We start from the raw sequence: 24,243 nt of genomic DNA on the forward strand, positions 1-24,243 counted from the left end.
ATTAGCGTCCTTTGGTTCCGGTTAGCGCATCCGTCAGGTCCAGGTATTGCGGCGCAACCGCACCGGCAAAACGCCGTTGGTGCGCCACCTGCTGCGCCGAAGCGCAGCCCTGCTCGCCTAAATTGCCCTGAGAAATAAATCGCACCTGTTCCTCCTCCCATACCGCATCTAGCGCCTGCGGCGTGTCATCACGGGCTTCTTTTGCGACCTGGGATTCCAGCGTTTTCGCCTGCACCTCACTGCCAGATAACGCCAGCAGCAGGTCAAACAGCACCGCATACGGGCTTTCTCGCTGTTGTAACCGTGCACCCAGCAGCGCCAGGATTGGCGCGATATCCTGCAGCCCCCCTGCGGCCTGTTCCTTGCTGCGGCTAGCGAGATACTCCAGATACAGCGGCAGAAAATCCGGCAGTTCACGGCTGTCGATCGCCAGCCCAGCTTCGCGGTATTGCGCCATCAAATCGACCATGGCTTGCCCGCGGTCGCGCGATTCGCCATGGACATGCTCAAACAACAGCAGCGAGGTGGCACGCCCCCGGTCGAACAGCTCGCAATAGTCGGCCTGTACGTCCAACAGCGGGCGGGCACAAAAACGGCGAATAAACAGGATCAGCTGTGCACTATGGTGCAAATCCAGTTCGCTGGCCGGTTCCAGTGCTTCCACCAGCGCCTGTTGGTGGTCAAACAGCGCCTGTTCCGGGTAGTCCAGCAGGCGAGCAATCACTTTCAGACTGATCATGAGGCATCCTCCTGACGGGGCGTTTTTTGGCTTACATCAATAGCGTCAATGCGACGACTGTTGAACAGGTTGAATTTACCGTCGCTGCCGTGGCAACCGTCGCCAAAGCTAAAGCCGCAGCCTTTGCTTTCAGGGAAAGCTTCACGTGCCAATTCGCGGTGGCTGGACGGGATCACAAAGCGGTCTTCGTAGTTGGCAATCGCCAGATAACGATACATTTCCTGCGCCTGTGCCTGGGTCAGCCCCACCTGTTCCAGTGCGCTGGTGTCCAGCACGCCGTCAACGGTTTCGGCTCGTTTGTAGTGGCGCATTGCAAGCATGCGCTTGAGCGCCAACAGCACTGGAGCGGTATCCCCGGCAGTCAGCAGATTGGCCAAATATTGCACCGGGATACGCAGGCTTTCCACGTCCGGCAGCACGCCGCTGTGCGCCAGTTCACCGGCATCGGCGGCGGATTGAATCGGTGACAACGGCGGCACGTACCACACCATCGGCAGCGTGCGGTATTCCGGGTGCAACGGCAGCGCCAGCTTCCAGTCCATCGCCATCTTGTAGACCGGTGACTGTTGGGCAGATTCGATCACCCCTTGCGGAATACCGTCGGCCAACGCCTGGGCAATCACCGCCGGATCATGGGGATCGAGGAAGATATCCAACTGACTTTGGTACAAATCTTTGTCGTTTTCGGCCGCTGCCGCCTGCTCGATGCGGTCGGCGTCATACAACAGCACGCCCAGATAACGGATACGACCGACACAGGTTTCCGAACACACTGTTGGCTGGCCGGATTCAATGCGCGGGTAGCAGAAGATGCATTTCTCGGACTTGCCGCTTTTCCAGTTGAAATAGATTTTCTTGTACGGGCACCCCGTCAGGCACATGCGCCAACCACGGCATTTATCCTGATCGATCAGCACAATGCCGTCTTCGCCACGCTTGTAGATAGCGCCACTTGGGCAGGTCGCGACGCAGGCCGGGTTAAGGCAGTGCTCGCACAGGCGCGGCAGATACATCATGAAGGTGTTTTCGAACTGGCCGTACATCTCCTTTTGCATATTGTCGAAGTTTTTGTCCTTCGAACGCTTGGAGAATTCGCCACCGAGGATCTCTTCCCAGTTTGGGCCATTTTCAATCTTCTTCATGCGCTGGCCGGTGATCAGCGATCGCGGACGGGCGATCGGCTGATGCTTGCCCTGCGGCGCGGTATGCAAGTTTTGGTAATCGTAATCGAAGGGTTCGTAGTAATCGTCCAGCGCCGGGACGTCCGGGTTAGCGAAAATCTTCGACAACAGGCCGACGCGGCTGCCCATACGTGGTTCCAGCTTGCCGTTGATTTTACGGATCCAACCGCCCTTCCACTTTTCCTGATCTTCCCAGGCGTGCGGATAACCGACGCCAGGCTTGCTTTCTACGTTGTTGAACCAGGCGTATTCCATGCCCTCGCGGCTGGTCCAGACGTTCTTGCAGGTCACAGAACAGGTGTGGCAACCGATACACTTGTCCAGGTTCAGCACCATGCCAACTTGCGAACGAATTTTCATTTTACTTTCTCCTGCTGGCTGCCCTGCGAATCGTCGTTACCTTCACCGTCTAACCAGTCGATACGGTTCATCTTGCGCACCACCACGAATTCGTCGCGGTTAGAGCCGACGGTACCGTAATAGTTGAAGCCGTAAGCCAGCTGCGCGTAGCCGCCAATCATATGGGTCGGTTTCGGGCAGACACGCGTCACCGAATTGTGAATACCCCCGCGTTGGCTGGTGATTTCCGAGCCAGGAATATTCACGATGCGTTCCTGCGCGTGATACATCATGGTCATACCGGACGGAATGCGTTGGCTGACCACCGCCCGCGCCGTCAGCGCGCCGTTGGCGTTAAAGGCTTCGATCCAATCGTTATCCTCAATGCCCAGGTCTTTGGCGTCCTCCTCGCTCATCCAGACGATTGGCCCGCCGCGCGATAGGGTCAGCATCAGCAGGTTGTCGCTGTACGTGGAGTGAATGCCCCATTTCTGGTGTGGCGTCAGGAAGTTCAGCGCCTTCTCTTTGTTACCGTTCGGCTTCTGGTTCAGCAACGGCTGCGCGGCACGGGTGTCAATCGGTGGGCGATACACCAGCAGGCTCTCGCCAAAGGCACGCATCCACTCATGATCCTGATACAACTGCTGACGGCCGCTAAGGGTGCGCCATGGGATCAGCTCATGCACGTTGGTATAGCAGGCGTTATACGACACATGTTCGTCTTCCAAACCTGACCAGGTCGGGCTTGAAATAATTTTGCGGGGCTGGGCCTGAATATCGCGGAAGCGGATTTTTTCGTCTTCCTTGTTCAGCGCCAGATGGCGATGGTCACGACCGGTCATTTTACCGAGCGCGTCCCATGCCTTGACCGCAACGTGCCCGTTGGTTTCCGGGGCCAGTGCCAGGATCACTTCGGCAGCATCAATGGCGGTGTCAATCCTCGGCCGACCGGCGGCCGCGCCATCGGCCTTCACGTAATTAAGTTGTTTCAGGAAGTCGACTTCAGTCTGGGTGTTCCAGCTAATCCCTTTCCCGCCATTGCCCAGCTTATCCAGCAGCGGCCCCAGCGAAGTGAAACGCTCATAGGTCGCCGGGTAATCACGTTCTACCACCATGATGTGCGGCGCCGTTTTACCGGGGATCAGATCGCACTCGCCTTTCTTCCAGTCTTTGACGCTATAAGGTTGTGCCAGCTCGGCAGCGGAGTCATGCTGGATTGGCAAGGTCACCACGTCGGTTTCTTGGCCCAAATGCCCGACACACACCTCGGAAAAGGCCTTGGCAATACCTTTGTAGATCTCCCAATCGCTCTTCGAATCCCAGGCAGGATCGACCGCCGCCGACAGCGGGTGAATAAACGGATGCATATCCGAGGTATTCATGTCGTCTTTTTCGTACCAGGTGGCCGTCGGCAGCACGATATCGGAGTAAAGACAGGTGCTGGACATGCGGAAATCGAGCGTGACCACCAGATCCAGTTTGCCTTCGCCGCCGTTATCCAACCATTCCACTTCCTCGGGTTTTGCCCCACCCTGGTGGCCCAGATCCTTGCCCTGAATCCCATTTTCGGTGCCCAGCAGGTATTTGAGCATGTACTCGTGGCCCTTGCCGGAGGAACCCAACAGGTTAGAACGCCAAACGAACAGGTTACGCGGGAAGTTCTGCGGGTTGTCCGGTTGTTCAGCGGCAAAGTTCAAGGTGCCTTTTTTCAACCCCTCGACGGTGAAGTCCAGTGGCGACTGGCCTGCGGCTTTCGCCTGCGCCGCCAAATGCAGCGGATTGGTGCCCAACTGAGGTGCCGATGGCAACCAGCCCATGCGTTCGGCACGCACGTTGAGATCGATCAGGCTGCCACCAAAGCGAGACTTGTCCGCCAACGGCGACAACAGCTCTTCGGTACCGACAGTTTCATAGCGCCACTGGCTGGAGTGGTTATAGAAGAATGACGTACTGTTCATATGGCGCGGTGGCCGTTGCCAATCGAGGCCAAACGCCAGCGGCAACCAACCGGTCTGTGGACGGAGTTTTTCCTGGCCGACATAGTGCGCCCACCCCCCACCGCTCTGACCCACGCAGCCGCAGAAGATCAACATATTGATCAGGCCGCGGTAGGTCATGTCCATGTGGTACCAATGGTTGACGCCCGCCCCCACGATAATCATCGACCGGCCGTGGGTTTTCTCGGCGTTGTCGGCAAACTCGCGGGCAATACGGATAATATGCTGGCGTGAAACACCGGTGATTTGTTCGGCCCAAGCGGGGGTATAAGCCTTGATGTCGTCATAGCTGGCCGCACAGTTGGCATCACCCAGACCACGTTCCAGGCCGTAGTTGGCTAAGGTTAAATCGTAAACACTGGTCACCAGCACGTCACTGCCGTCCGCCAAACGCAGGCGTTTTACCGGCAGCTTGTGCAACAGGATCTCGTCCAGCGCCACGCTGTTGAAGTGCTCGCTCTCGGCACCGCCGCTTTTAATGCCGCCAAAGTACGGGAAGCCGACCTCTGCCACATCGTCATGTGCGCCCAGCAGGCTGAGCTGTAACTCGACTTCCTGCCCGTCTTCACCGGCACGCTGTTCCAGGTTCCATTTGCCCTGCTCACCCCAGCGAAAACCGATCGACCCCTGAGGGGCAACCAGTTCACCGCTGCGTTGATCAACGGCGACCGTTTTCCACTCTGGATTGTTTTCCTGGCCCAAACCGTCAACCAAGTCGGCTGCCCGCAGCAAACGGCCCGCGGCATAATGCCCCTCTTCGCGCGGTTCCAGCATCACCAGCATCGGCATGTCGGTGTAGCGGCGCACATAGTCACGGAAATAACCCACCTCACGATCCAGGTGGAACTCTTTGAGCATCACGTGGCCCATCGCCAACGCCATGGCGCTGTCGGTGCCCTGCTTCGGATTGAGCCACTGATCGCACAGCTTGGCGACTTCGGCGTAGTCCGGCGTCACTGCCACTGTTTTGGTGCCTTTGTAGCGCACTTCAGTGAAGAAGTGTGCATCCGGGGTACGCGTCTGCGGCACGTTGGAGCCCCAGGCGATAATGTAGGAAGAGTTATACCAGTCGGCCGATTCCGGCACGTCCGTCTGCTCGCCCCAGGTCATTGGCGAAGCCGGCGGCAAGTCGCAGTACCAGTCGTAGAAGCTCAGGCAGGTGCCGCCAATCAGCGACAGATAACGGGCGCCGGCGGCGTAGGACACCATCGACATTGCCGGGATCGGTGAGAAGCCGATAATGCGGTCCGGGCCGAAAGTTTTGGCGGTGTAGACATTGGACGCGGCGATCAGCTCATTCACTTCTTGCCAGCTGGAACGCACAAAACCCCCACGTCCGCGTGCGACTTTGTAGCTTTTAGACTTTTCTGCATCACTGACGATTGAGCCCCAGGCATCGACCGGATCGCTGTGCAACGCCTTCGCTTCACGCCAAAGTTTAATCAGGCGTTTACGCATCAGTGGGTATTTCAGTCGGTTTGCGCTGTACAGATACCAGGAGTAGCTTGCGCCGCGTGGGCAACCGCGTGGTTCATGGTTTGGCAAGTCGGGACGGGTGCGCGGGTAATCGGTTTGCTGGGTTTCCCAGGTCACCAGACCGTTTTTCACATAAATCTTCCAGCTACAGGAGCCGGTACAGTTCACCCCATGGGTGGAACGCACAATTTTATCGTGCTGCCAGCGGCTACGGTAGCCGTCTTCCCAGTCACGGTTGGTGTTCAGCGTCTGGCCATGGTCGCCAGAAAAGGGTTCCGCCAACTGCTTAAAATAGCGGAATCGGTCTAGAAACTTGCTCATCCGGAGTTCTCCTGAAGGCTTTTATAATCTTATCGTTATAAGGAACGACGTTGCTCAATCTGCCGCCAGCCTACTCAGGCGACTCAGGCGGCAAATTGATTGCGATCAAGAGAACGGAGGGAGAATAACGGCGGCAGCGTCGTGCCTACCCCTAAAGTATCAGGGCTTAACGTGAACTCAATTTACTGAAAATAAAAAAGAAATCATGACGTAAACATGGGGCGGGATGTGCTGCGGGGTGCGTTGGGGTATTTGGGGGTAGGATGCGGGTCGGCGCCCGCCTCCTTCACTCTGATGCTGTTGTTGGTGGTGGGTAAGGCGCGTTACCCCAGATCCATCTCATGCCCTATCCACTCACCGCTGTCGCGGTTAATCACGCGCAGATACTGCTCATAATCCTGTTCGCCATAAAACAGATTCAACAGCGGTGTTTTGTAGAACTGCTGCCACATTTGCCCCAACATGATCGGTCGGCGTGGGACATAAATGTTCTCAATGAGGTTATAACCTGTCGCCATCAACATGAAACACAGGAAGAAGTAGTTAAACCTGCCGCGGATAAACGAACCCTGATGAGCAATGTAGTAAAACAGCAAAAATACCGATGCCACGCTGGCATAGCGGCTGGCTGCCTGTAGCGAACTGGAACACAGGAAAACAAACACCACCAGCCAGGCCGCATAGTTTTTGATGTCGCCAACCTGGTTGTGCATCGGGTGGGACAACATGAATACGCCGAGAAACAGCGCGGGGAATAACACAATCAAGAAATTAATCATCCCGTTAGCGTTACCGGACGTCAGGTAATCGCTGGCATACATCCCTGAGGTATACACATCGGAATAACTGTTGATGCCGGAAATCGTAATATGGGAAACGATAAACGGCAGTGCGAACTTCGCGGTCAGCAACGCAATGGCACTCAATACCACCGTCAGTAAGCGGTTCAGACGCATCACTTTACTGCACAGAAACACCCCAACCAGCAGCATGCTGGAAAAGTGAGTCAGCATGGCAAACAGCATCAGGCTTGCGGCGAGTGGGCGGTTGAGCTTATGGCAAAACAACACCATTGCCAGGGTCATCACCGCCATCGAGAAACCAAAGCGCAACCCCATGGCAATGATAAAGGGGTTAATCAGGAACAATACCGCCAGATGCAACAACACAAACTGCCGCGCCGAAAACACCTTACCGGTGTGCCGCATAACAATATTCAACGCACTGAGATAACAGTAGACCGACAGCCCCACGTAGAGCCCAGGGATAACAAAAAAGGGAATACCCAGCGTTTTAAAAATATAGAAGTTGGCGTACAACACCACGTCCACCTTGCCCTGAATGACATCTCCCAAGCGGGTGGCCGAGTTGATGGCATCGTAATTGGCAAAATGACGGTAGAGATCCGCCAAGGGCGGGATCTTGATGAAAATGAAGAAAAAGCACAGTGCTATCAGCAGATAAGCCGCCGAATTTTTCTTTCCCACCCGCAGCGTGGCAATACTGTGCAGCAACGCAAAAAGCGGAACCGTCAGCAACAGCACGCTGCCAATCAACGTCGAACGTTCAAAGCGCATAATCTTCCTCTGGAGGTGCGTTGTTCTTTATCTTTTCGGCTAACGCATCAGAACGGCAGGCCACGGAAAAACACGTTACGGATGATATTCTTCATATACACACCGGCCATCAGGCCACTGTTGATGTAGATGATGCCCTTTAACCCATACAAAACACCCACCAGACGGCTCTTGCAGTCTGTAATGATGCGCGAGTTAATGCAGGTATGGCGCAGGCGCATGATCTTGCGCGCTCGAGGCGATATTTGCGGCATCAGCCGCTGTTCGAACTGCATTTTATTGCGATAACCGATAATGCCTTTCGGGCTGGAGGTGATCCGCTCACCATCATGGTCGTTGTGCACCGCCAACCGTTCATGCAAAGTGCCAATGCGAGCCCCGGCAGCCAGTAGCCGGTAAAGGAAGATATGGTCCTGGTAGCGCGGGGTGTTGAAGAAGCCACGTACCGCAATCGCCGTACTGCGCCGCATCATGATCATCGGCGTGTAAGCCACACCAGCCAACATAAAGTCTTCCAGGCCCTCGCAACGCGCCCGATAGTAATGCTCAGCGCTGATCTGCCCCGCTTGCAAAATATCCATATCGCACAGGCTAACATCGTAATGACCCTGCTGCATAAACGCCAACTGACGCGCGATTTTTTGTGGATGGTAGTAGTCGTCATCATCCAAAAACGTAATGTATTCCCCACGTGAACGCAGGATCCCGCTATTACGCGCCTGAGCCCCCCCGCCGTTGTGTCGACGTGGATAATAAATAATCTGCCCCCGCTCGATATACTCGGCCAGACGTTCCTGGGTCGCAAGACGATGGGCATCGCCCTGTGGATTATCATCCACCACGATAATTTCCAATGGGCGGTGCGTTTGCGCCAATACACTGTCAATAGCGCGAGCCAGCAGCTCACTGCGGCCATAGGTGGGTATTATGACGCTGACGGTGATACTCATAGTTTGGTTCTGCCTGTTGGGGGCGAGCAAATTCGCCCCAGTTGACATGGGCGCAGTGGGCAGCGCCCGACACAATGGAGAAATGGACGAAAACTGCGCCGCTATCCGCGCAGGTTATACAAACGCGCCATCAGGTAGTACGCCAGTGGGCTGCGGTAGAACAGCCGATTCTTGCGGCTGAGCATTTTGCGCTCTTCAGCTCGCAGACCGGAGTAGCGGCGTTTCAGTTCGCGCGTTTCTCGCAACGCATCACGCAGTCCAAAAAAGTCCAACCCGACCAGCAAGCGTGCCTTCAACGTCGTGACGAAAAGAATCGAATACAGCCCATGACCGGCCCCTTGCCGGCGCCCGCTGTCCGCACCGTCGATCGCATAATCCAGATCGTCCAGATCGCGCCTTTTGGGCGCTCGCGTAATGCCCTTCGGGTTGGCGCGATACCCGATCAATGGGGTGTCACAGACCACAATGCGCTCCGCTTTCAGATACAGCTGCGGAATTAACTGAATGTCCTCGAAGTTGCGGCCAACCGGAAAACGCGCTTCGTCAAAGAGGGTTTTCCGGTAAATACGCGCCCAGGCGAACCACATGCTGCGGTTGAAGCTGTCCGCCAGCAGTGCCATGTGGCTTTCGCTGTGCTGTGGTGCGGCATTGCCGGGCACAATCGCCATCGTGCAATCGGGTTGGATCTTTCCATTACGACGGATCGCCGAGAAACGCTGGGCATTGAACGCCACAATGTCCGACAGCGGATTATCTGCCAGCAAACGCCCCAGAATGCTGAAGTACCCTTCCAGCAGAACATCATCGGAATCCAGAAAGCCGACATAACGCCCCTCGGCCAAGGCGATACCGTTGTTACGCGCTGCGCTCAGCCCTTGGTTGTCCTGGCGCAGAATGCTCACCCGTCGTTTATGTTGCGGGTAGCGGCACAGCACCTCTTCGGCAATGCTCATGGACCCATCCGGGCTGCCATCATCCACGATGATCACCTCTGCCCAGTCAGGCAGCTGTTGGAACACCGAGCACAGGCATGCCTCAATATAAGCCTCAACCTTATAGACCGGAATAATCAGGCTCAGGGTGGTATTCATGACAGGTTATCCTTTATTTTCTGTTTGACGTTGCACCCATACTGCTCGGCTACCCATTGACGGCAATTCTGCGTCGATCTGCCCACGCCCTTCGGCCTGCCAGCCTGTAGGCAAATCAAAACGTGCTGACATTGGCCGATAATACGGGTTGGCTATCAGCACCAGGCCGCGCCCACCATTGATAAACAAGCGGGCAGGAATGGCAGTATTGTTGCCTTGCAGCAGCGTGCTTTCACCCGAGAGCAGATAGGGGTCAAAACTGACAATCTGCTTGCTCACGCTGGCGACGCCTTGCCAGATGGCATCGAACTCCTGCTGGCTAAAACCACCGCGTTGGCGCTTGTAGAAGAGGTCGGTATAGGAATAGAACAGGATGCCCTTGGCACCGCCAATCAAGCCTAACCAAGCCTGGTTGCGGATCTCCGCCTCCGTAGGTTGACGTGGTTTACGGCTCGGCGCGTAGGCAGCGTGATCCATAATCTGCATCACCAACCAGGCTCCTTTCACCTGGCGCGCAACCTGGCTGGTCACTCGGGTGTACTCAAGTGTGCGCGTCAGATCGGCATCTCTGCCAACCGGGTAAGGATCGCTGGCCAACACGTCCGAACTGTTGAAGTAGGCGTTGAGCGTGCCGGTTTTGTCCAGCACCTGGAACGTCAGGTGATCGGGATCCAATTGTTTCACCTGCAGGTGTTTCTGCTCAATCTGCGGCACATATTCTGGCCCCAACTCATCGTTGATGTACCAGGCCAGCAAGTTGGGTTCGTTCTTGAATTTTTCCACGTAGCTTGCCGTCAGTTGCGGGTAGCTCAAGTGGGTGTCTGGCGCAAAACGGGTACCGGCGTACATATCCTTGAGCGAGAAAATCACCTGCAAACCGTACTGCTGCGTTTTGCGAAAATAATTGTATGGATCGCGACCGGTACCGTAATTGTAATTAAGCAGCGTGTTGAAACCGGCATCGCGGATGCGCGCCAGATGTTCGTCCGTTGCCATCTCACCATACATATAGATGCCAAGTGGGAAGAAGCGCTTACCCTGTTTGAGGGTGTAACCTTGCGCATCCAACGCCACTTTGGGTTGAGCACGGCCCACGCTGATGGGCATTTCGCTACGCTGGCTGCGCTGCGAAGCCACATCCGTCACCTGTTGTTGTAAGCGATACTCCCCGGCGGCCAGCCCCGCAGGCAGCGGAAATTCCACCGGCTGTTTCGCACTGATGCTATAGCGGCGACTGTCACGTTTCACCGGGGTGTTTTTGTCGTTAACCAGCGTACTGTCGACCTGAACCTGCTGCGGATCCACCACTTCAATCAGGCTGGATGCCGAGCCCTTGCTGCTGCGCATTTGATATAGCGCCGGTGCGACAGGTTGCCGGCAGGCGTAAACATCATCGAACCAGGCATTACCGGTCGTGCCTTGGCGTAGATACACCCCGAGCACGACCTTCACTGCCCGCGGCGGCACCCGGAAGTCGCCCGTGACCGGCTGCCAACCGCTGGTACCCAATACCCCCTGCGGATAGCTACCGGCTAAAAAACGGTCCTGGTCGTCATAGCTTTCGATAAACAGGCTCGCGCCCTGATTTTCTCCCTTACCCTTCAGGTTCTCACCACGCACCCAAACACCGAAGGCCACCTGCTGGCCCGGTTTAACCGACAGTGTCTGCACCATATTGTGGTAATTGGCGGGATTGTGGTTTTGATAGAACAGGCTGTGCTGACCGCCGTGCCCACCGGGCACCACCTCAGCGGAAGCCAACGACCAACCTGCTCCCCCTTGTTCAAAGCCGGGGTTCGTCAACAGATTGTCGCCACAAGGGGCGGCATTAACCAGCCCCGTCCACCCGGCGCCCGCCAACAGGCAGGCCGACGTTAGCGTGCTGAGGTTCATTGTCTTTTCATCACCGCGCTGTACAAATAAGAGAAGAACAGATAACAGGACTTCTGGTAGGACAACCCCAGATGACGGCGGTAAATCTGCCATTGCCAATCCGCAGCCTGGATCTTATTACCGGACAACGACTGGGCAGAAAGGCGGTAGAAGGCCAGTGGCTCTGGAATGCAATACGCCAGATGGTTACGGGCTTTCTCCAGCACCGACAGCCACATCACGTAGTCCTCATGACCGACCTTGCTCTGATACACCTTGCCGACCTGACGTTGGTTGTACATACCGGTCAGATTGCCGATCCAGTTACTTTTCAGCATGTCGTTGTAGGCGATAATCTCTCCGGCTCCGCGGTAGTTTTTTACCTGGGCAGGGTCATCTATAAAGGTGTAATAATGGGAGCATACGACGTCATAACGATCGGTTTTCAAGATACCGACCTGGCGCGCCAGCTTGTTGGGGTGCCAGACATCGTCGCTATCACAAAACGCAATATAGTCGCCGCGCGCGGCTTCAATCGCGATATTGCGGGTTTCGGCTACGCCTTGGTTGGTGTTATTGCGAATGTAAGTCAGACGATCGTGAATAAAGGGCTTCACCACATCGGCGGTATTGTCCGTTGAAGCATCGTCGATCACATACAGGTGATAATCCTGGTACGTCTGATTCAACACACCCAGAATGGATTGTTTGATAAAACCAGCGGCATTGTAGGCCGGCATGATAACTGACACTTTTTCCATCTTAACCTCCAGCGATAAGCTGTTGCCATTGGGGATAAATACGCTCGGGGATAAACTGCTGCGCCCGCGTCAGCGAATGCAGGGAGAAACGCTGACGCAGTTCACCGTCATCAATCAACGCCAGCGTACGCTGGCTGAACGCGTCGATATCGCCTTCAGCCACCAGGTAGCCGTTATCACCGTCGTCGATCAGTTCGGCAGGCCCCGTCTGACAGTCAAACGCTACCAGCGGTAGACCAAAACTCATCGCTTCAATCAGCACCATCGGTAATCCTTCATAACGCGATGTCATCAACAGCATCGACGCTTGGCGATAGTGGCTGGCGATGTCAGCCGTCGCCGGCAGCAGCGTGATCTGTTCAGTAAGACCGGCAGCCTCAATTTGCTGCTGTAACGCCGCACGATCTGGACCATCACCGACGATATGCAACCGCCAGCCCGCAGCCTGCTGCGCCACGCCCTGCCAAGCCGCGATTAACCGGTCAAACCCCTTCTGATAACACAATCGCCCCACCGCCAACGCAACCGGTTGTTGCAGGGCCGGTTGCGGCGGTTGCACCGGGAACGGTGAAACGTTCTCGATAACCCGACATTTCCGCTCAGGCACCCAACGACTGATGATCGACAGATCCTTCTTCGTCAGCAGCACCGTGCGGTCACCCAGCCGATAAACCAGTACCTTCAACCACTTCATCGGCCAGGCGTACTGGTGAAAACTGACATGCTCACTCAGTAGCAGACGACTGTGTGGGCACAGCAAACGCAGATACGGCACCATGATTGACGAAAGTTTCCCCATCGACACAGTGACGATAACGTCGTAACGACCCCGCCGCAGTGTCCACGCCAGTCGCCAAGGCCAGAGCAACGTTCTGCCGGGCATAAAACGTAACGTCACGTCGGTCTCTAACGGATAAAACGCCCGATCGCCGCTGATCGACACCAGATCCACCTGGTGGCCCAAACGCGTGGATAATGCATTGGCCAGATTGCTGGCTACCCGTTCGGTACCGCCTTTCTCGGCGATGTTCTCAATCACAATCGCTACTTTTCGTTGCTGCATGTCATCTCCGAAATCCCTCGCGGGCGGTACGCAACAGACGCCCCCCCAACGGAAACAGCCCCAATCTGGCCAGGCAGTCCCCATACAATTTAATTGCCTTAAACTTACTGCTAAGGGCATGGTGTTCTGTGCGTGATGAGTAATAGTTGAAAGCCTGCAAATTCTCGCTGTACAACGAAGCCAGCAGATGTTTGCAGGCAAAACCGCTGATATAACGCCCGCTGGCGTTGAGGTATGCGTCAATAAATTGTTCACTGGCGTCGATGCTCATCCGGCAGCGATCGGTGTCGGCATCACCGCAACGGATAAATACCCCGCGCCCTTCATCAAATGCCACTTTCGCCCCCAGGTTGGTGGCATTAACCAAAAACCCCCAATCCTGGTATTTGTAGAGAAACTCCGGAAATAAAAATCGCCGGTCAGCTTTTTTACGCAGGCTGATGGTGGAAGTCCGAATGTCACCCATATCCAGGAATAAAAAATCCGCGCCCGTTGCGCCTTCCTTGTAATCAAACATATAACTGCGGGTATTTCTGTCACTCACCGTAGTGTAGTTACCAAAGACAATATCAATCCGTGTATCCTGATGGCGTTTCAGACGGCGGATAATATAATTTGTACTGAATGAGTCTTCCGGTTCCAGAAAGAAAACCACGTCTGAACTCGCCAAGCGAAAACCGGTATTGCAGGATACCGCCGTATTACTCCGTGTTTTACTTTCATGCAAACGCGCCCGGTGATTAGCAACCAACAGGCTGCGCATTTTGTCCAACTCTTGTTTATCTGAAGCATTATCAACCACGATAATTTCATAATCGAACCCGGAGCAAGCATGGGTCATGCGGGCTAATGTTGTGGCCAGACTGGCTGAGTTATTAAAAACGGGCATGACAATTGATAAGTCCATTTATTACCTCAACAATATATTATCATTTGGCAAAAAAATAATGATGCCAACGGAATAGTTTGTTATCCCAGCATATCCTTGTCCGGTTATTATCCCCCATACTGACGCGGGTAAAATGCACGCAGCCTACCGGTTATTCAGCTAATCCTGGAAATAACCTCCCCACTCCTGTTCAATGGTTTCCGGCGTCAACCTTTGCAAGCCGGCTCCTGGGGTAAACGTCAGTTCACCAAAATAAATACGCTCCTCCACTTGATAAAAATCGACCCGAACATAAGAGAACTGCTCTGCGACCTGGGTTGCCAATGCCAGCATTTTCTCCAGCTTACAGGGCTTGTCCATAGGTACGTCACTATTGGGAACGCCCAACCGGATCTCGGTACGGTTCCAGTTGGCGTCAAAAAAATCCCGACGGTGATCGGTAAAACGCAGATAATCAATCTGGATAAAGAACCGAACCTCCCCACCACGATTAAAACAATGAATCTTAATGTCATTGGGTGTCTTGCCGTCTTCAAGCAGCATTTTCTCAACCATGACGCAGGGCGTAATGTCCTTATAATGACGCTCACGGTAGACCTGATAAAAATTCTGACGTAACCAACTGTTGGTTAACACCCTCAATTCATTAAAGCTGGTCTGGCTTTTATCGAACACCAGCTTGTTATAGCCACTGCCGTGGTTTGCCTTGATGACAAACGACGTCGGCAACTCCTGATACATCGACTCCGTTAATTCGCGCCCCTGTGCATAAAGTTCGACGAGGTATTCTGCCCCCCACAACTTTTCAATATACTCTCTCACCAGATATTTATCGGATAGCTGAGTATACATCGCCAAAGGATATACCTTCCTGCGCATCAGTTTTTCGCTATATCCCACAGGCTTCGCCAGATGTGGCACTTTACGAAAAAACAAAGCATATTTTAACTGATGATATAATGCGTCGGGTATATTGCGGTAAAAACCCTTCACCAGATTATTTAGCATAAAGTTCTCGCACCTTCCCTATTAATTGAGGTAAACAACGGTAGCAGGTGACCTGCAGCCGGGTAATTTGTCCTCTTCTGAAAAAGCCATTAAGTACAAAAAATGAAACAAACTCGGTGACTAAGGTTGAAACCGCCGCCCCCCAAATGCCATAACGCGGTATCAACACCAGATTCATCAGAACATTGGCCAATGCGGCCAACGGCATTTTTATGGCGATAAAGCGGTAACCACCAAACAACACAATGGCCCGGTAGGACACCGTGCCCATCACCGAAAATAACGACGTCACCGAACACAGTGCCAGAATAGTGGCGGTTTCGCGGTAACTGCTGCCAAACATCAAGGCCACGATCGGACCTGGAAACAGTGATAAAAACACTATCACCGGCATCGAAAGCAATAACACCACCAGATACAACAACCGAATGCGCCCTTCCTGCTCGGCCAATGTGCGCGCATTTGCCACTCCTGGCATCATCGAGGTGATCAAAGCTATCGGTACGAAGATCCATCCCTGACTCAAGGTGATGGCTGCGCTATAAAGCCCGACGCTGTGCTCACCCACATAGTTGCCGATCATGATCTGATCGATACGCGTGTAAATGACAATCGACAAACCGGAAACGGCCAGCGGCAACCCCACCTTCAACAAATAACGACCATAACGCCGTTGGTGGCGCCGGCTGATGGGCATCATGCCGCCCTGTTCACGACGAAACAGGACCCACCGTACTGCGTAGGGAATCAGGCTGCTCAGCACATAGGGAATGGCAAACCACGCCAACGACAGCTGGGCGTGCACTAGCGCCAGCCGCAAGATGATCGACAACAACAGCGCCAGGTTATTGATCAACGTGTTCAACTTGGATTTCAGCAGCGCGTCGTAATAAATCTTGTAAACATCCTGAATGGAGAAATACGCACTGGCGAGCATCAGCGCCATCATCATTTGGCTGGTCCGATCCTGCGTCAGCAGTGCCCAAGCCATCAAGGGCACGGCGATCAGCGCAAAAAGCCGACGCCGCAATCGCATGGAGGCCAGCATCAGACGAATACCGCTGTGCCGCTGCCGTGCAACACGGTTGAACAACACCGCATCGGCCCCCAATTGCACCAGCGGCACGGCAATGGCGATCACGGACAGCAAGTAATTGATCAATCCGTATTGGGCCGGCCCCAGATAACGCGCCACATAGACCGAAACGAAAATGCCCGACAGGCTTAGCGATACCCGTTCCAACATTAACCACAGGGAATTCATCAGCATCGCTTTCATGCGGTTACTGAACCTTTTCCTGATGACTAGGGTAGGCAAAGGTATAGTAACCGGCGTCGTTAGCCGTTTTCTTCACCATCCCGTTCAGGATCACCCCTTTAATGACCACGCCGTTTTGCTCGAAACGTCGGATGCTGGTTTCGATCTGTCGGACGGTATTGACCTCAAAACGCACCACCATCAGTGAGGTGCCGGCGTGATGCCCGACAATCGCAGCATCCGTCACCGCCAGTACGGGAGGGGTGTCGATCAACACCAGATCGTAGTGCTGGCCCGCCCAGTGCAGGAAGTCAGCGAAACGTTGATGCATCAGCAATTCAGACGGATTGGGTGGAACCTGGCCCCGAGGCACGAAATCCAGATTCGCAATGTCCGTTTTCTTGACGGCCAGGTCTGGCGCAATCAGTCCTGACAGCATGTCAGACAGCCCACCCTTGGCGCTGTTGTTCAGCCAACGATGCAGAAAACCTTTGCGCATATCGGCGTCAATGAGCAACACCCGCTGGCCCGCCTGCGCGATCACCACCGCCAGGTTAGTGCTGGTGAAACTCTTACCGCTGGCAGGACTGGCGCCCGAAACCATCAGAATATTGTTTTTGGCTTCCATCATGGCGAAGTGCAGGCTGGTGCGCAGACTGCGAATCGCTTCGACGGACAAGTCGTCCGGCGCTTCCTGCGCCAGGATTGGCAACTTGTCGCCACCATTTTTAGTCAGCAGTTGCTGTTGAGCTCGGTTACGCTTTTGTTGCCATGGCGACAACGGCACGGTGGCATACACACTGATCCCCCGTTTTTCCAGCGTATCGGTATCGCTGATGCCACGATGCAGCGCCGCGCGTAACACCACCACCGACGCCGACAGCACGCCACCCAACAACAGCGCGAAGAATACGATCATCACTTTTTGTGGCTGCACCGGACGCAGACCGGTTTCCGCCTCATCGATAATGCGAATATTGCCCACAGTCCCTGCCTTGCTGATGCTCAATTCCTGCTGCTTGTTCATCAACTGCATGTACACCTGCTGATCCACCTGTACATCTCGGGTCAACCGCAGAATTTCCTGCTGGGTTTTCGGCAGCGTTTGCACCTGTTTACCGAGGCGAGCCTTTTCTGCTTCCAGCGTGGCGCGCTTTTCTAACAGTGCGCGGTAGGCGGGATGCACACGGGTATAAAGTTTGGAAATCTCTGCTTCTTTGAACGTCAGCTCATTTAACTGCCCCTCAAGCTGAACCTGGGTATCCAGCACGGATTTGGCCTCCAGTGACAGATCCACCGAATCGTTCTGCTGACGGAACTGGTTAAGCTGATTCTCGGCGTTGTTGAGCGAGGTCTGCGTGCGTGGCAGTTGCTCATGCAGGAAAGCCAGCATACGCTGCGCCTCTTCCGTCTTGCGATCCACGTTCTGTTGCAGATAGTTGTCGGTGATACTCTTCAACACCGCCTCTGCACGCTGTGGATCTTCGCCCGCCAGGCTGAACGTCATGATGCCGCTTTCTTTACCGCCAGGGGCAACATCAAGCATGTTGCGCAGATCGTCCACCGCTCTTTGCCGTGGCACATTAACCACCGTGAAGGTCGTGCCCGGCAAGGCATCCAGCGCCGTCACGTTGATCGCCCAATCCCCCTGCTGCAATGCTTGCCCTACGACACCGCTGAACAGCGTTTTCCCGTCATAGCTCAGGCTATAACGTTGTTTGTCCTCCACCGTCAGCGTTAATTCCTGCCCTTGCATCACCACTGGCGTCTTCATTCCTGCGATACGCAATGCCGGTGGCGTTTCTCCGCTAAGGCGGGCGATGCCCTTGCCGAACAGCGGAAAATAATCAGGACTGATACGCACCGTCAGGCCAAGATCGTCCACGGTTTTGCCAATCACGTAGCGCGATTTCGCCAGGGAAACCTCATCCTGCGTCGCCGAGTTCTGCCCAATTGAGCCGATTGAACTGTCCAGCGTTTCACGCAGTAACGAATCGCCCGAAAGCTGCTTTTCTACCTGTACCAACGCGGTCGCCTGATAAATAGGCGTCGCCATCAATGCATAGGCACAGCCCAGTATGCCGGCCACCCCCGTCACCAGCAGAATACGCCAACGGTTGTCCCACAAAGGGCCAATCAACCGCTCCCACTCCAATTTGTCGTCCTGCTCAGCCATTACAATTGGCAATGCATTGTTCTTCATCATCAGTATTCCTTAAGTCACCGTGGCGGCTTTACCAGTTACGGATCCGCAACGTGGCCTCGCTGAGGTCGTTGAAGCTGGAAATAGTCGGTACCAATTGGCTGATCAAGCGATTCCAACGCGCTATCGGTGCCGCCGTGACGTACACCACGTCATAAGGTTCCAACTGGAATTCGGTGCCCATCGCCAGCGCAGCGGCGTCGGACAAGTCGAACTGATACAGCGACGCCAGACGCTTCGGTTGTTTACCGCCGTTCGGTCGGATCACAAACACGCCCGTGGCGTCGGCCACCGTTTGACTGATGCCTTCAGAACTGCCCAGCGCCTCGGTCAGCGTCATACCACTCCGGTCCATTTTCAGCGTCGACTGCTTGCCAACCTCACCCATCACAAACACTTTGAGTTCGTCGTTGCGCGGCACATAAAGAATGTCACCCGGTGCCAGCAAACGGTTCTGGCTGATATCGCCACGTTGCATCAACGCCTGCAGGGAAATCGGCTGTTCCTTGCCGTCGTGCGTCAGCACCACGTTGCGCCAGTCAGCGTTATCGGTCAGCCCTCCGGCCGCGTTAATCGCATCAAGAATCGTCAGTGGCACGTTGGTCACAGCCTGCTGCCCAGAGGTTTTCACTTCGCCAGTCACGTACACCTTCTGCGAACGAAATGCGGCAATGCTGACATCTACCTGCGGGCTTTCTACGTAGGTCGCTAATCGACCGGCGATCTGGTTGCGCACTTCAGTGACCGTTTTACCGACGACCTGTACCCGTCCAATGTAGGGATAGAAAATAGCGCCGTCGGCGTGTACCCAGTTACCGGTGTCACTGGCACTGCGGTATTGCCCTGCTGGCGTGGTCAACTCGGGGTGATCCCAGACGGTGACATTCAGCACGTCGCCGACACCGATACGGTACTGGTAACTTTGCAGGCGCTGGTCCAGTGCCAGGTTGGGCCGCGCCACCGGCTCTATCCGGCGCATTTTTTCCAACAACATCGGCGTGACGCGGTACACCTGGACCTGCTTGTCCAGATCGAAGTTTTCGTCCTGTTGGATGACTTTTTCTTTTCCCTGAGTCGGGAGGTGTGAACCCGGAAACGCTGTGCAGCCGCTAAGCAAGGCGCTGGACAGCACCAGTGGCATCAAATGAGGCAAGTGAAGGTTCATAACAGTACCGTGAAAAACGGGCCACCGTTGCGGCCCGTGGGAGGATTAACGATCGGCGGTAGGGTTATCCGTAAAAATCCTTGCCTGGCGCGGTTCGTGCAACAGGGCAAAATAACCGAAGAAACAAAATACAAATGCCAATAGCATTTGGTAATCCGGCAGTTTCAGGACTTCACTGCAGATGCCGACACAGGCCAACGTGACCGCCAACATGCAGCTCATCCCCAGAGCCTGCCGCGCGTTGAGACCGCGGCGCATCAAAATATGGTGCAGATGATCACGACCCGCCTTGAACGGGCTTTGGCGGCGCAGCAGACGGCGTACCATCACAGTGACCATGTCCATCAGCGGAATGGCGATCAGCCACAGCGCGGTCACCGGCCGGATGACGGCATCCGGTCCTTGTGTGGCGATAACCAATAACCACAACACGCTAAAACCAATGACCATGCTGCCGGCGTCACCCATAAAAATTTTATTGCGCGCACCAAAGACGCTGAGGTTGAACAACAGATAGGCAGCCAACGCCGCAATCAGGCTCAGGCACCACAAAGCCTGTTCGTCGTGTCCTGCCAGTCCGAATAAAATGGCCAACGCCAAAAAGGTAACGCAAGACAGTGCCCCCAGTTGGCCGTCAATCCCATCGACCATGTTATAGGCGTTGATCGCCCCCCATACCGCCAGTGGCGTGACCAGTAACGCGGCATAGCCCAACAGCAGTTCTTGATGGCCCCACAGGTAGCCGAAAGAAGTAAGTTGCATCCCTGCCACCAGCATCATCGCCAGCGCGATCCCTCCCTGCACAATGACGCGCGGCGCCACCGGCAGATCGAAACGGTCATCAAGCACGCCCAGCATCACCAACGCGGTGACGCACAACAAATAGGTCGTGCTGTGTGGCAACCAGTCTGGCTGCCAGAACGTCACAAATGTAATGCTGAGATAAATGGCGATTCCACCGACCAGCGGAATATGCCCCTGATGGCGTTTGCGCGCATTGGGCTTATCCACTAATCCCACGACCAGCGCAGCGCGGCGAGCAATAATCACCAGCACCAGTGCCAAAATAAATATCACGCTCAGTTGATATAACATTGTTCCTCCAGCGAATAAGCACGCTACCGCCCTTGAGTTACAGCTCCCAATGCGCTATTAAAAATTAATCTGTAGAGGCGCCGCATGACGCGCCCATATTGCATGCGGTCCCACTACACTCTGTTGCCGCAATAGTCGGGGCGACGTTATTCACCCCGACTGCCAGCGACGAAAAATAAATAACCTTTGCCCGTGAGAAAGTTATCTCTAGGAAAATTCGTGCTTAATTGTTTTTTCGATTGCCGAATCAAGATCGACTGGCGCCACAAAATCACTTTGTACACTGCTCTTAAATTGCGTTCTGGCGCAGAATTTCTGTACACGAACGCGGCTAATAGGGAATTTACGGTGACTTATTTTACTCACCATATCTAATGCCGTTGCACCGCAGATTCCAAATAAATAGGGAATGCGAATAGTCTTATTATTTCGCCCTAATGAAGACGAAATAACGTCGACCAACTGATTCATGGTGAAGTCCGGTTTATCAACATAATTACTGACCTGATATGTCGCCTGCTGATCCAACGCATGCTCCAGCCTGGCCGCAATATTTTCAACATAGGCCATAGACTTCATATTATTACCACTGCCAATCATCACAAATCGGCCGCTGGCGATCTGCCGGAACAAGTTATACACGTTGCCACGGTTGTTTTCGCCAAACACCACCGTGGGTCGGATAATGGTTAACTTGTTGCTGGCGTCGGCTTTGCGCCAGGCCTCGTAGACATATTCAGCCTCCAGCTTGGACTTACCGTAATGGTTAAAGGGTTCAAAAAGCCCTTCTTCATCGGTTTCTTTGGTCACAAAACCGTAGACCGCCACGGATGAAGTAAAAATAATTTGCGTGATATTTAACGCGGAGGCCGTCAGGCAGACATTACGCGCACCATCAACGTTAACCTGATAATACAGTGAGATAGGGTCGACATTGTCCTGATGTTCAGCCGCAAGATTAATCACGGCGTCACAACCAGCCAGGGGCTGCCGCAATGTTTCGGGTTGAGTTACATCGCCAAACTGATAGAGCTCAGGAAATTGCTCGCTCTGCTTCTTATCCACGATGGTCAACACCAGGTCGTTACGCGCACTCAGGCGTTTAACCAGACGCGTTCCGATAAAGCCAGAACCCCCGATGATAGCTACTTTACGCTTATCCATAATTTGTCACTCAGCTCGGTTTTCCATTATTCCTGCCACAGCATTTTGGCAGGACGCTTATTCGCGCTAAATCATGGAAACCAGACTGGACAAATCATTCTTCACTTTCAAATAACAAATAATGAAATAATAGTCTTGGAAAAATGTAAAATTATGGGGAAAGATGAAATCGTCTTACGCGCTAATTTTTAACATCGTAAGCAACCTGATATTGCATGGTTTTGTTCGGCAATATAAGATTAATCTTACCGCTCCCTTGAACGCTGGACGTTTCATATTTCACCGGTTGTTTCAATCGCCCTTCTTTGGGATCGACGCATTCTATGGTTGCCAGCTCCAGGCTCTCGCCTTCATACAAGCAAAGCAACGTTTGCGGACTATTGGTCCGAGCGTTGTTCAACGTCAGGGTCAAAACAACACGCGTATTGTTTTGAATGTCATTGATAATGGGTGGCCGAGTTTGATTTCCCAAAACATATGAAAAATGTGAAATAATTAGCAAGGATACGAATACCGACAGGTATTTCACAACTCTGACGGCAGGAACGGAGAAAAAACCTACGGGTGTGACCGGCTTTTTTCTTATTGTTGCGGCATTTTTAAGCGATTCGGGAACTTCAACGGGGGAAGACGTTACCCTATCTTCCTTATGTTGATCTATTTCCTCAGCGGTAACCCCATCATCTTTATTTGTACTTTCAGAAATATCCGCTTGAATATTATCTTCAGTTTCATCACTGATATTCCATATTTCGTCGTCGACATATTCATCCTCTTCAGAAATAAAGTGAAAAGCAGCCTTGTTTTCCACCTTATATCCCAGGCGTGGAATAGTTCTGATAAGGGTGTGCTCAGTATCTCCAATCTTTTGACGGATTGATTTAATTGTTTGATTTATCGTTGAATCCGAACAGTAAGTTCCTTTCCATATATTTTCTATAATTTCCGTACGTGTAACCAATTCTGGGGATCTGGCGACAAGAAGTGAAAGGATTTGATACTCCTTCCAACGCAGGCGGAATTTTTCCCTGGACGGTGTCAGAACATCTAGATTCCTAATCTTTATTCTTTTATCAAGATTCACTTTTAATTTCCTTAGCGTGCCTGTCCTGCACACTTTGTATAGAAATATGAAAAAATGTTCAAGAAATTAAATGTAAACTCAACAGGTTGCATTCATCAGATGTTTATTTTTATAAAAATTTGCTGATTTCATTTTTTACTTCCTCTCTCAAACGGAGGATTAGATTCTCTGGATGTCTCTATTTCCCTGTTGGTAACATGGTTTCTTATCATGTTAATCTGCAACAAAACAAACACAATGCCATGTTTTTTAACAAGAAAGCAAATTATGTTGTTTGCTTGTTAATTACATGAAATTGTGAAATTTCATAATAACGTCAGAAAGTATCACCTGCTTTTCCGCTTAATCTGATTGTCAGATAGCCTACAAAAAGCCTACGAAAACAGAATGAGAGTTATCTGATTTAATCCTTTACATTGTATTGAACTAAATATAGCACCAAATACAAAGGCATATTGCCAACTTGGTGACACACGTCTCGAATAATGAAAAAATGCAGGTTTCATTATCCTGACAAACCTCATTACACGCACATTTTCTTTGTAAGGATTCAGACAGGAAAATGAACAATATCCTTCAATGACATTTCAGCTCATCATTGACCAAAAAAAACAGAACCTGAGAGATGCATCTATAAACAAAGGAAAAATCAGTGCAGGATAATAAGAATATTACCTAAAGGCAGGAAATTTCACTCGGGGCGTAAAAATATCACATGGAAGAGAGAAAGAAACAGCCCCTCCCCTCTTGGAGAGGAACAGATTATACCCGAGCGCGGAATGCGGGATCGGTTAAGGTGTTTTTAGCAAGCTCAGCGTTTTTTTCGGTCGATAAACGCACAAGGCACCATGAGACTCATGCGCCTCGACCGAGCAAGGGGCCGTAAGCGCGGTAATTACTCTGCCCGTCCAGGACCTCGCCCCTTCGGGGCCGCTGCAAGCAGCGTTCAAATCTGCTCCCGGCAGATTTGTCCTCCTGCACCTGCGTTGTCGGGCGGGTCGGCTACGACA

17 protein-coding genes are annotated in these 24,243 nt (G+C 53.3%); all 17 read right to left on the reverse strand.

Annotated features, from left to right (window positions below; translation table 11 throughout):
* Position 1: 1 nt before the first annotated feature.
* On the reverse strand, positions 2-739 hold the full coding sequence (narJ, locus tag AC2FC2_RS22575; protein ID WP_490659941.1) for a nitrate reductase molybdenum cofactor assembly chaperone: 738 nt from the start codon (positions 737-739) through the stop codon (positions 2-4).
* Positions 736-2,280: a nitrate reductase subunit beta gene (narH, locus tag AC2FC2_RS22580; protein ID WP_209635369.1), complete on the reverse strand. Its 1,545-nt coding sequence runs from the start codon at positions 2,278-2,280 to the stop codon at positions 736-738. Before narH ends, narJ begins: the two co-directional genes overlap by 4 nt.
* Positions 2,277-6,053 carry a nitrate reductase subunit alpha gene (locus AC2FC2_RS22585; RefSeq protein WP_265553773.1) on the reverse strand — a complete coding sequence of 1,259 codons (3,777 nt, stop codon included), beginning with the start codon at positions 6,051-6,053 and terminating at the stop codon, positions 2,277-2,279. Before AC2FC2_RS22585 ends, narH begins: the two co-directional genes overlap by 4 nt.
* Positions 6,054-6,376: 323 nt before the next feature.
* The gene (locus AC2FC2_RS22590) at positions 6,377-7,630 is read right to left on the reverse strand and encodes a hypothetical protein (RefSeq protein ID WP_209635373.1); all 1,254 of its coding nucleotides are present in this window, start codon (positions 7,628-7,630) and stop codon (positions 6,377-6,379) included.
* Positions 7,631-7,677: 47 nt separating this feature from the next.
* A complete protein-coding gene (locus AC2FC2_RS22595) occupies positions 7,678-8,580 on the reverse strand; it encodes a glycosyltransferase family 2 protein (RefSeq protein ID WP_209635375.1) in 903 nt (300 codons plus the stop codon).
* Positions 8,581-8,681: 101 nt separating this feature from the next.
* On the reverse strand, positions 8,682-9,671 hold the full coding sequence (locus AC2FC2_RS22600; protein ID WP_209635377.1) for a glycosyltransferase family 2 protein: 990 nt from the start codon (positions 9,669-9,671) through the stop codon (positions 8,682-8,684).
* A 6-nt stretch (positions 9,672-9,677) separates the two neighbouring features.
* Positions 9,678-11,564, reverse strand: coding sequence for a carbohydrate binding domain-containing protein (locus AC2FC2_RS22605; RefSeq protein WP_490659942.1), 1,887 nt, complete (start codon positions 11,562-11,564; stop codon positions 9,678-9,680).
* Positions 11,561-12,304, reverse strand: a complete 744-nt coding sequence (locus AC2FC2_RS22610; RefSeq protein ID WP_209635382.1) for a glycosyltransferase family 2 protein — start codon at positions 12,302-12,304, stop codon at positions 11,561-11,563. The genes AC2FC2_RS22605 and AC2FC2_RS22610 overlap by 4 nt, the downstream gene beginning before the upstream one ends.
* Position 12,305: 1 nt before the next feature.
* Positions 12,306-13,367: a glycosyltransferase family 4 protein gene (locus tag AC2FC2_RS22615; protein ID WP_404759381.1), complete on the reverse strand. Its 1,062-nt coding sequence runs from the start codon at positions 13,365-13,367 to the stop codon at positions 12,306-12,308.
* Between the two features lies 1 nt (position 13,368).
* A complete protein-coding gene (locus tag AC2FC2_RS22620; RefSeq protein ID WP_209635387.1) occupies positions 13,369-14,274 on the reverse strand; it encodes a glycosyltransferase family 2 protein in 906 nt (301 codons plus the stop codon).
* Positions 14,275-14,415: 141 nt separating this feature from the next.
* Entirely contained in the window at positions 14,416-15,264 is an 849-nt protein-coding gene (locus AC2FC2_RS22625) for an ATP-grasp fold amidoligase family protein (RefSeq protein ID WP_490659943.1), read from the reverse strand.
* Positions 15,254-16,543: a flippase gene (locus AC2FC2_RS22630; RefSeq protein WP_209635391.1), complete on the reverse strand. Its 1,290-nt coding sequence runs from the start codon at positions 16,541-16,543 to the stop codon at positions 15,254-15,256. Before AC2FC2_RS22630 ends, AC2FC2_RS22625 begins: the two co-directional genes overlap by 11 nt.
* Before the next feature lie 4 nt (positions 16,544-16,547).
* A complete protein-coding gene (locus AC2FC2_RS22635; RefSeq protein WP_490659944.1) occupies positions 16,548-18,728 on the reverse strand; it encodes a polysaccharide biosynthesis tyrosine autokinase in 2,181 nt (726 codons plus the stop codon).
* 28 nt (positions 18,729-18,756) lie between these two features.
* A complete protein-coding gene (locus AC2FC2_RS22640) occupies positions 18,757-19,890 on the reverse strand; it encodes a polysaccharide export protein (protein ID WP_209635395.1) in 1,134 nt (377 codons plus the stop codon).
* Between the two features lie 45 nt (positions 19,891-19,935).
* Positions 19,936-20,985 (reverse strand): UDP-N-acetylglucosamine--undecaprenyl-phosphate N-acetylglucosaminephosphotransferase, encoded by a 1,050-nt coding sequence (gene wecA / locus AC2FC2_RS22645; protein WP_209635397.1) that lies wholly within the window; start codon positions 20,983-20,985, stop codon positions 19,936-19,938.
* Between the two features lie 207 nt (positions 20,986-21,192).
* On the reverse strand, positions 21,193-22,149 hold the full coding sequence (locus tag AC2FC2_RS22650; RefSeq protein WP_209635398.1) for an NAD-dependent epimerase/dehydratase family protein: 957 nt from the start codon (positions 22,147-22,149) through the stop codon (positions 21,193-21,195).
* 181 nt (positions 22,150-22,330) lie between these two features.
* On the reverse strand, positions 22,331-23,233 hold the full coding sequence (locus AC2FC2_RS22655; protein ID WP_490659945.1) for a winged helix-turn-helix domain-containing protein: 903 nt from the start codon (positions 23,231-23,233) through the stop codon (positions 22,331-22,333).
* Positions 23,234-24,243: the final 1,010 nt, after the last annotated feature.

It is taken from the genome of Serratia sp. CoH_122_TC_1 (genome assembly GCF_058191755.1).

Bases quoted from the DNA above. Each gene is read 5' to 3' on its own strand.
- AC2FC2_RS22595 (WP_209635375.1), bottom strand. From the start codon at position 8,580: ATGAGTATCACCGTCAGCGTCATAATACCCACCTATGGCCGCAGTGAG.
- AC2FC2_RS22590 (WP_209635373.1), bottom strand. From the start codon at position 7,630: ATGCGCTTTGAACGTTCGACGTTGATTGGCAGCGTGCTGTTGCTGACG.
- AC2FC2_RS22605 (WP_490659942.1), bottom strand. From the start codon at position 11,564: ATGAACCTCAGCACGCTAACGTCGGCCTGCCTGTTGGCGGGCGCCGGG.
- AC2FC2_RS22585 (WP_265553773.1), bottom strand. From the start codon at position 6,053: ATGAGCAAGTTTCTAGACCGATTCCGCTATTTTAAGCAGTTGGCGGAA.
- AC2FC2_RS22620 (WP_209635387.1), bottom strand. From the start codon at position 14,274: ATGGACTTATCAATTGTCATGCCCGTTTTTAATAACTCAGCCAGTCTG.
- wecA (WP_209635397.1), bottom strand. From the start codon at position 20,985: ATGTTATATCAACTGAGCGTGATATTTATTTTGGCACTGGTGCTGGTG.
- AC2FC2_RS22625 (WP_490659943.1), bottom strand. From the start codon at position 15,264: ATGCTAAATAATCTGGTGAAGGGTTTTTACCGCAATATACCCGACGCA.
- AC2FC2_RS22615 (WP_404759381.1), bottom strand. From the start codon at position 13,367: ATGCAGCAACGAAAAGTAGCGATTGTGATTGAGAACATCGCCGAGAAA.
- AC2FC2_RS22640 (WP_209635395.1), bottom strand. From the start codon at position 19,890: ATGAACCTTCACTTGCCTCATTTGATGCCACTGGTGCTGTCCAGCGCC.
- AC2FC2_RS22600 (WP_209635377.1), bottom strand. From the start codon at position 9,671: ATGAATACCACCCTGAGCCTGATTATTCCGGTCTATAAGGTTGAGGCT.
- AC2FC2_RS22610 (WP_209635382.1), bottom strand. From the start codon at position 12,304: ATGGAAAAAGTGTCAGTTATCATGCCGGCCTACAATGCCGCTGGTTTT.
- narJ (WP_490659941.1), bottom strand. From the start codon at position 739: ATGATCAGTCTGAAAGTGATTGCTCGCCTGCTGGACTACCCGGAACAG.
- AC2FC2_RS22630 (WP_209635391.1), bottom strand. From the start codon at position 16,543: ATGAAAGCGATGCTGATGAATTCCCTGTGGTTAATGTTGGAACGGGTA.
- AC2FC2_RS22635 (WP_490659944.1), bottom strand. From the start codon at position 18,728: ATGATGAAGAACAATGCATTGCCAATTGTAATGGCTGAGCAGGACGAC.
- AC2FC2_RS22650 (WP_209635398.1), bottom strand. From the start codon at position 22,149: ATGGATAAGCGTAAAGTAGCTATCATCGGGGGTTCTGGCTTTATCGGA.
- narH (WP_209635369.1), bottom strand. From the start codon at position 2,280: ATGAAAATTCGTTCGCAAGTTGGCATGGTGCTGAACCTGGACAAGTGT.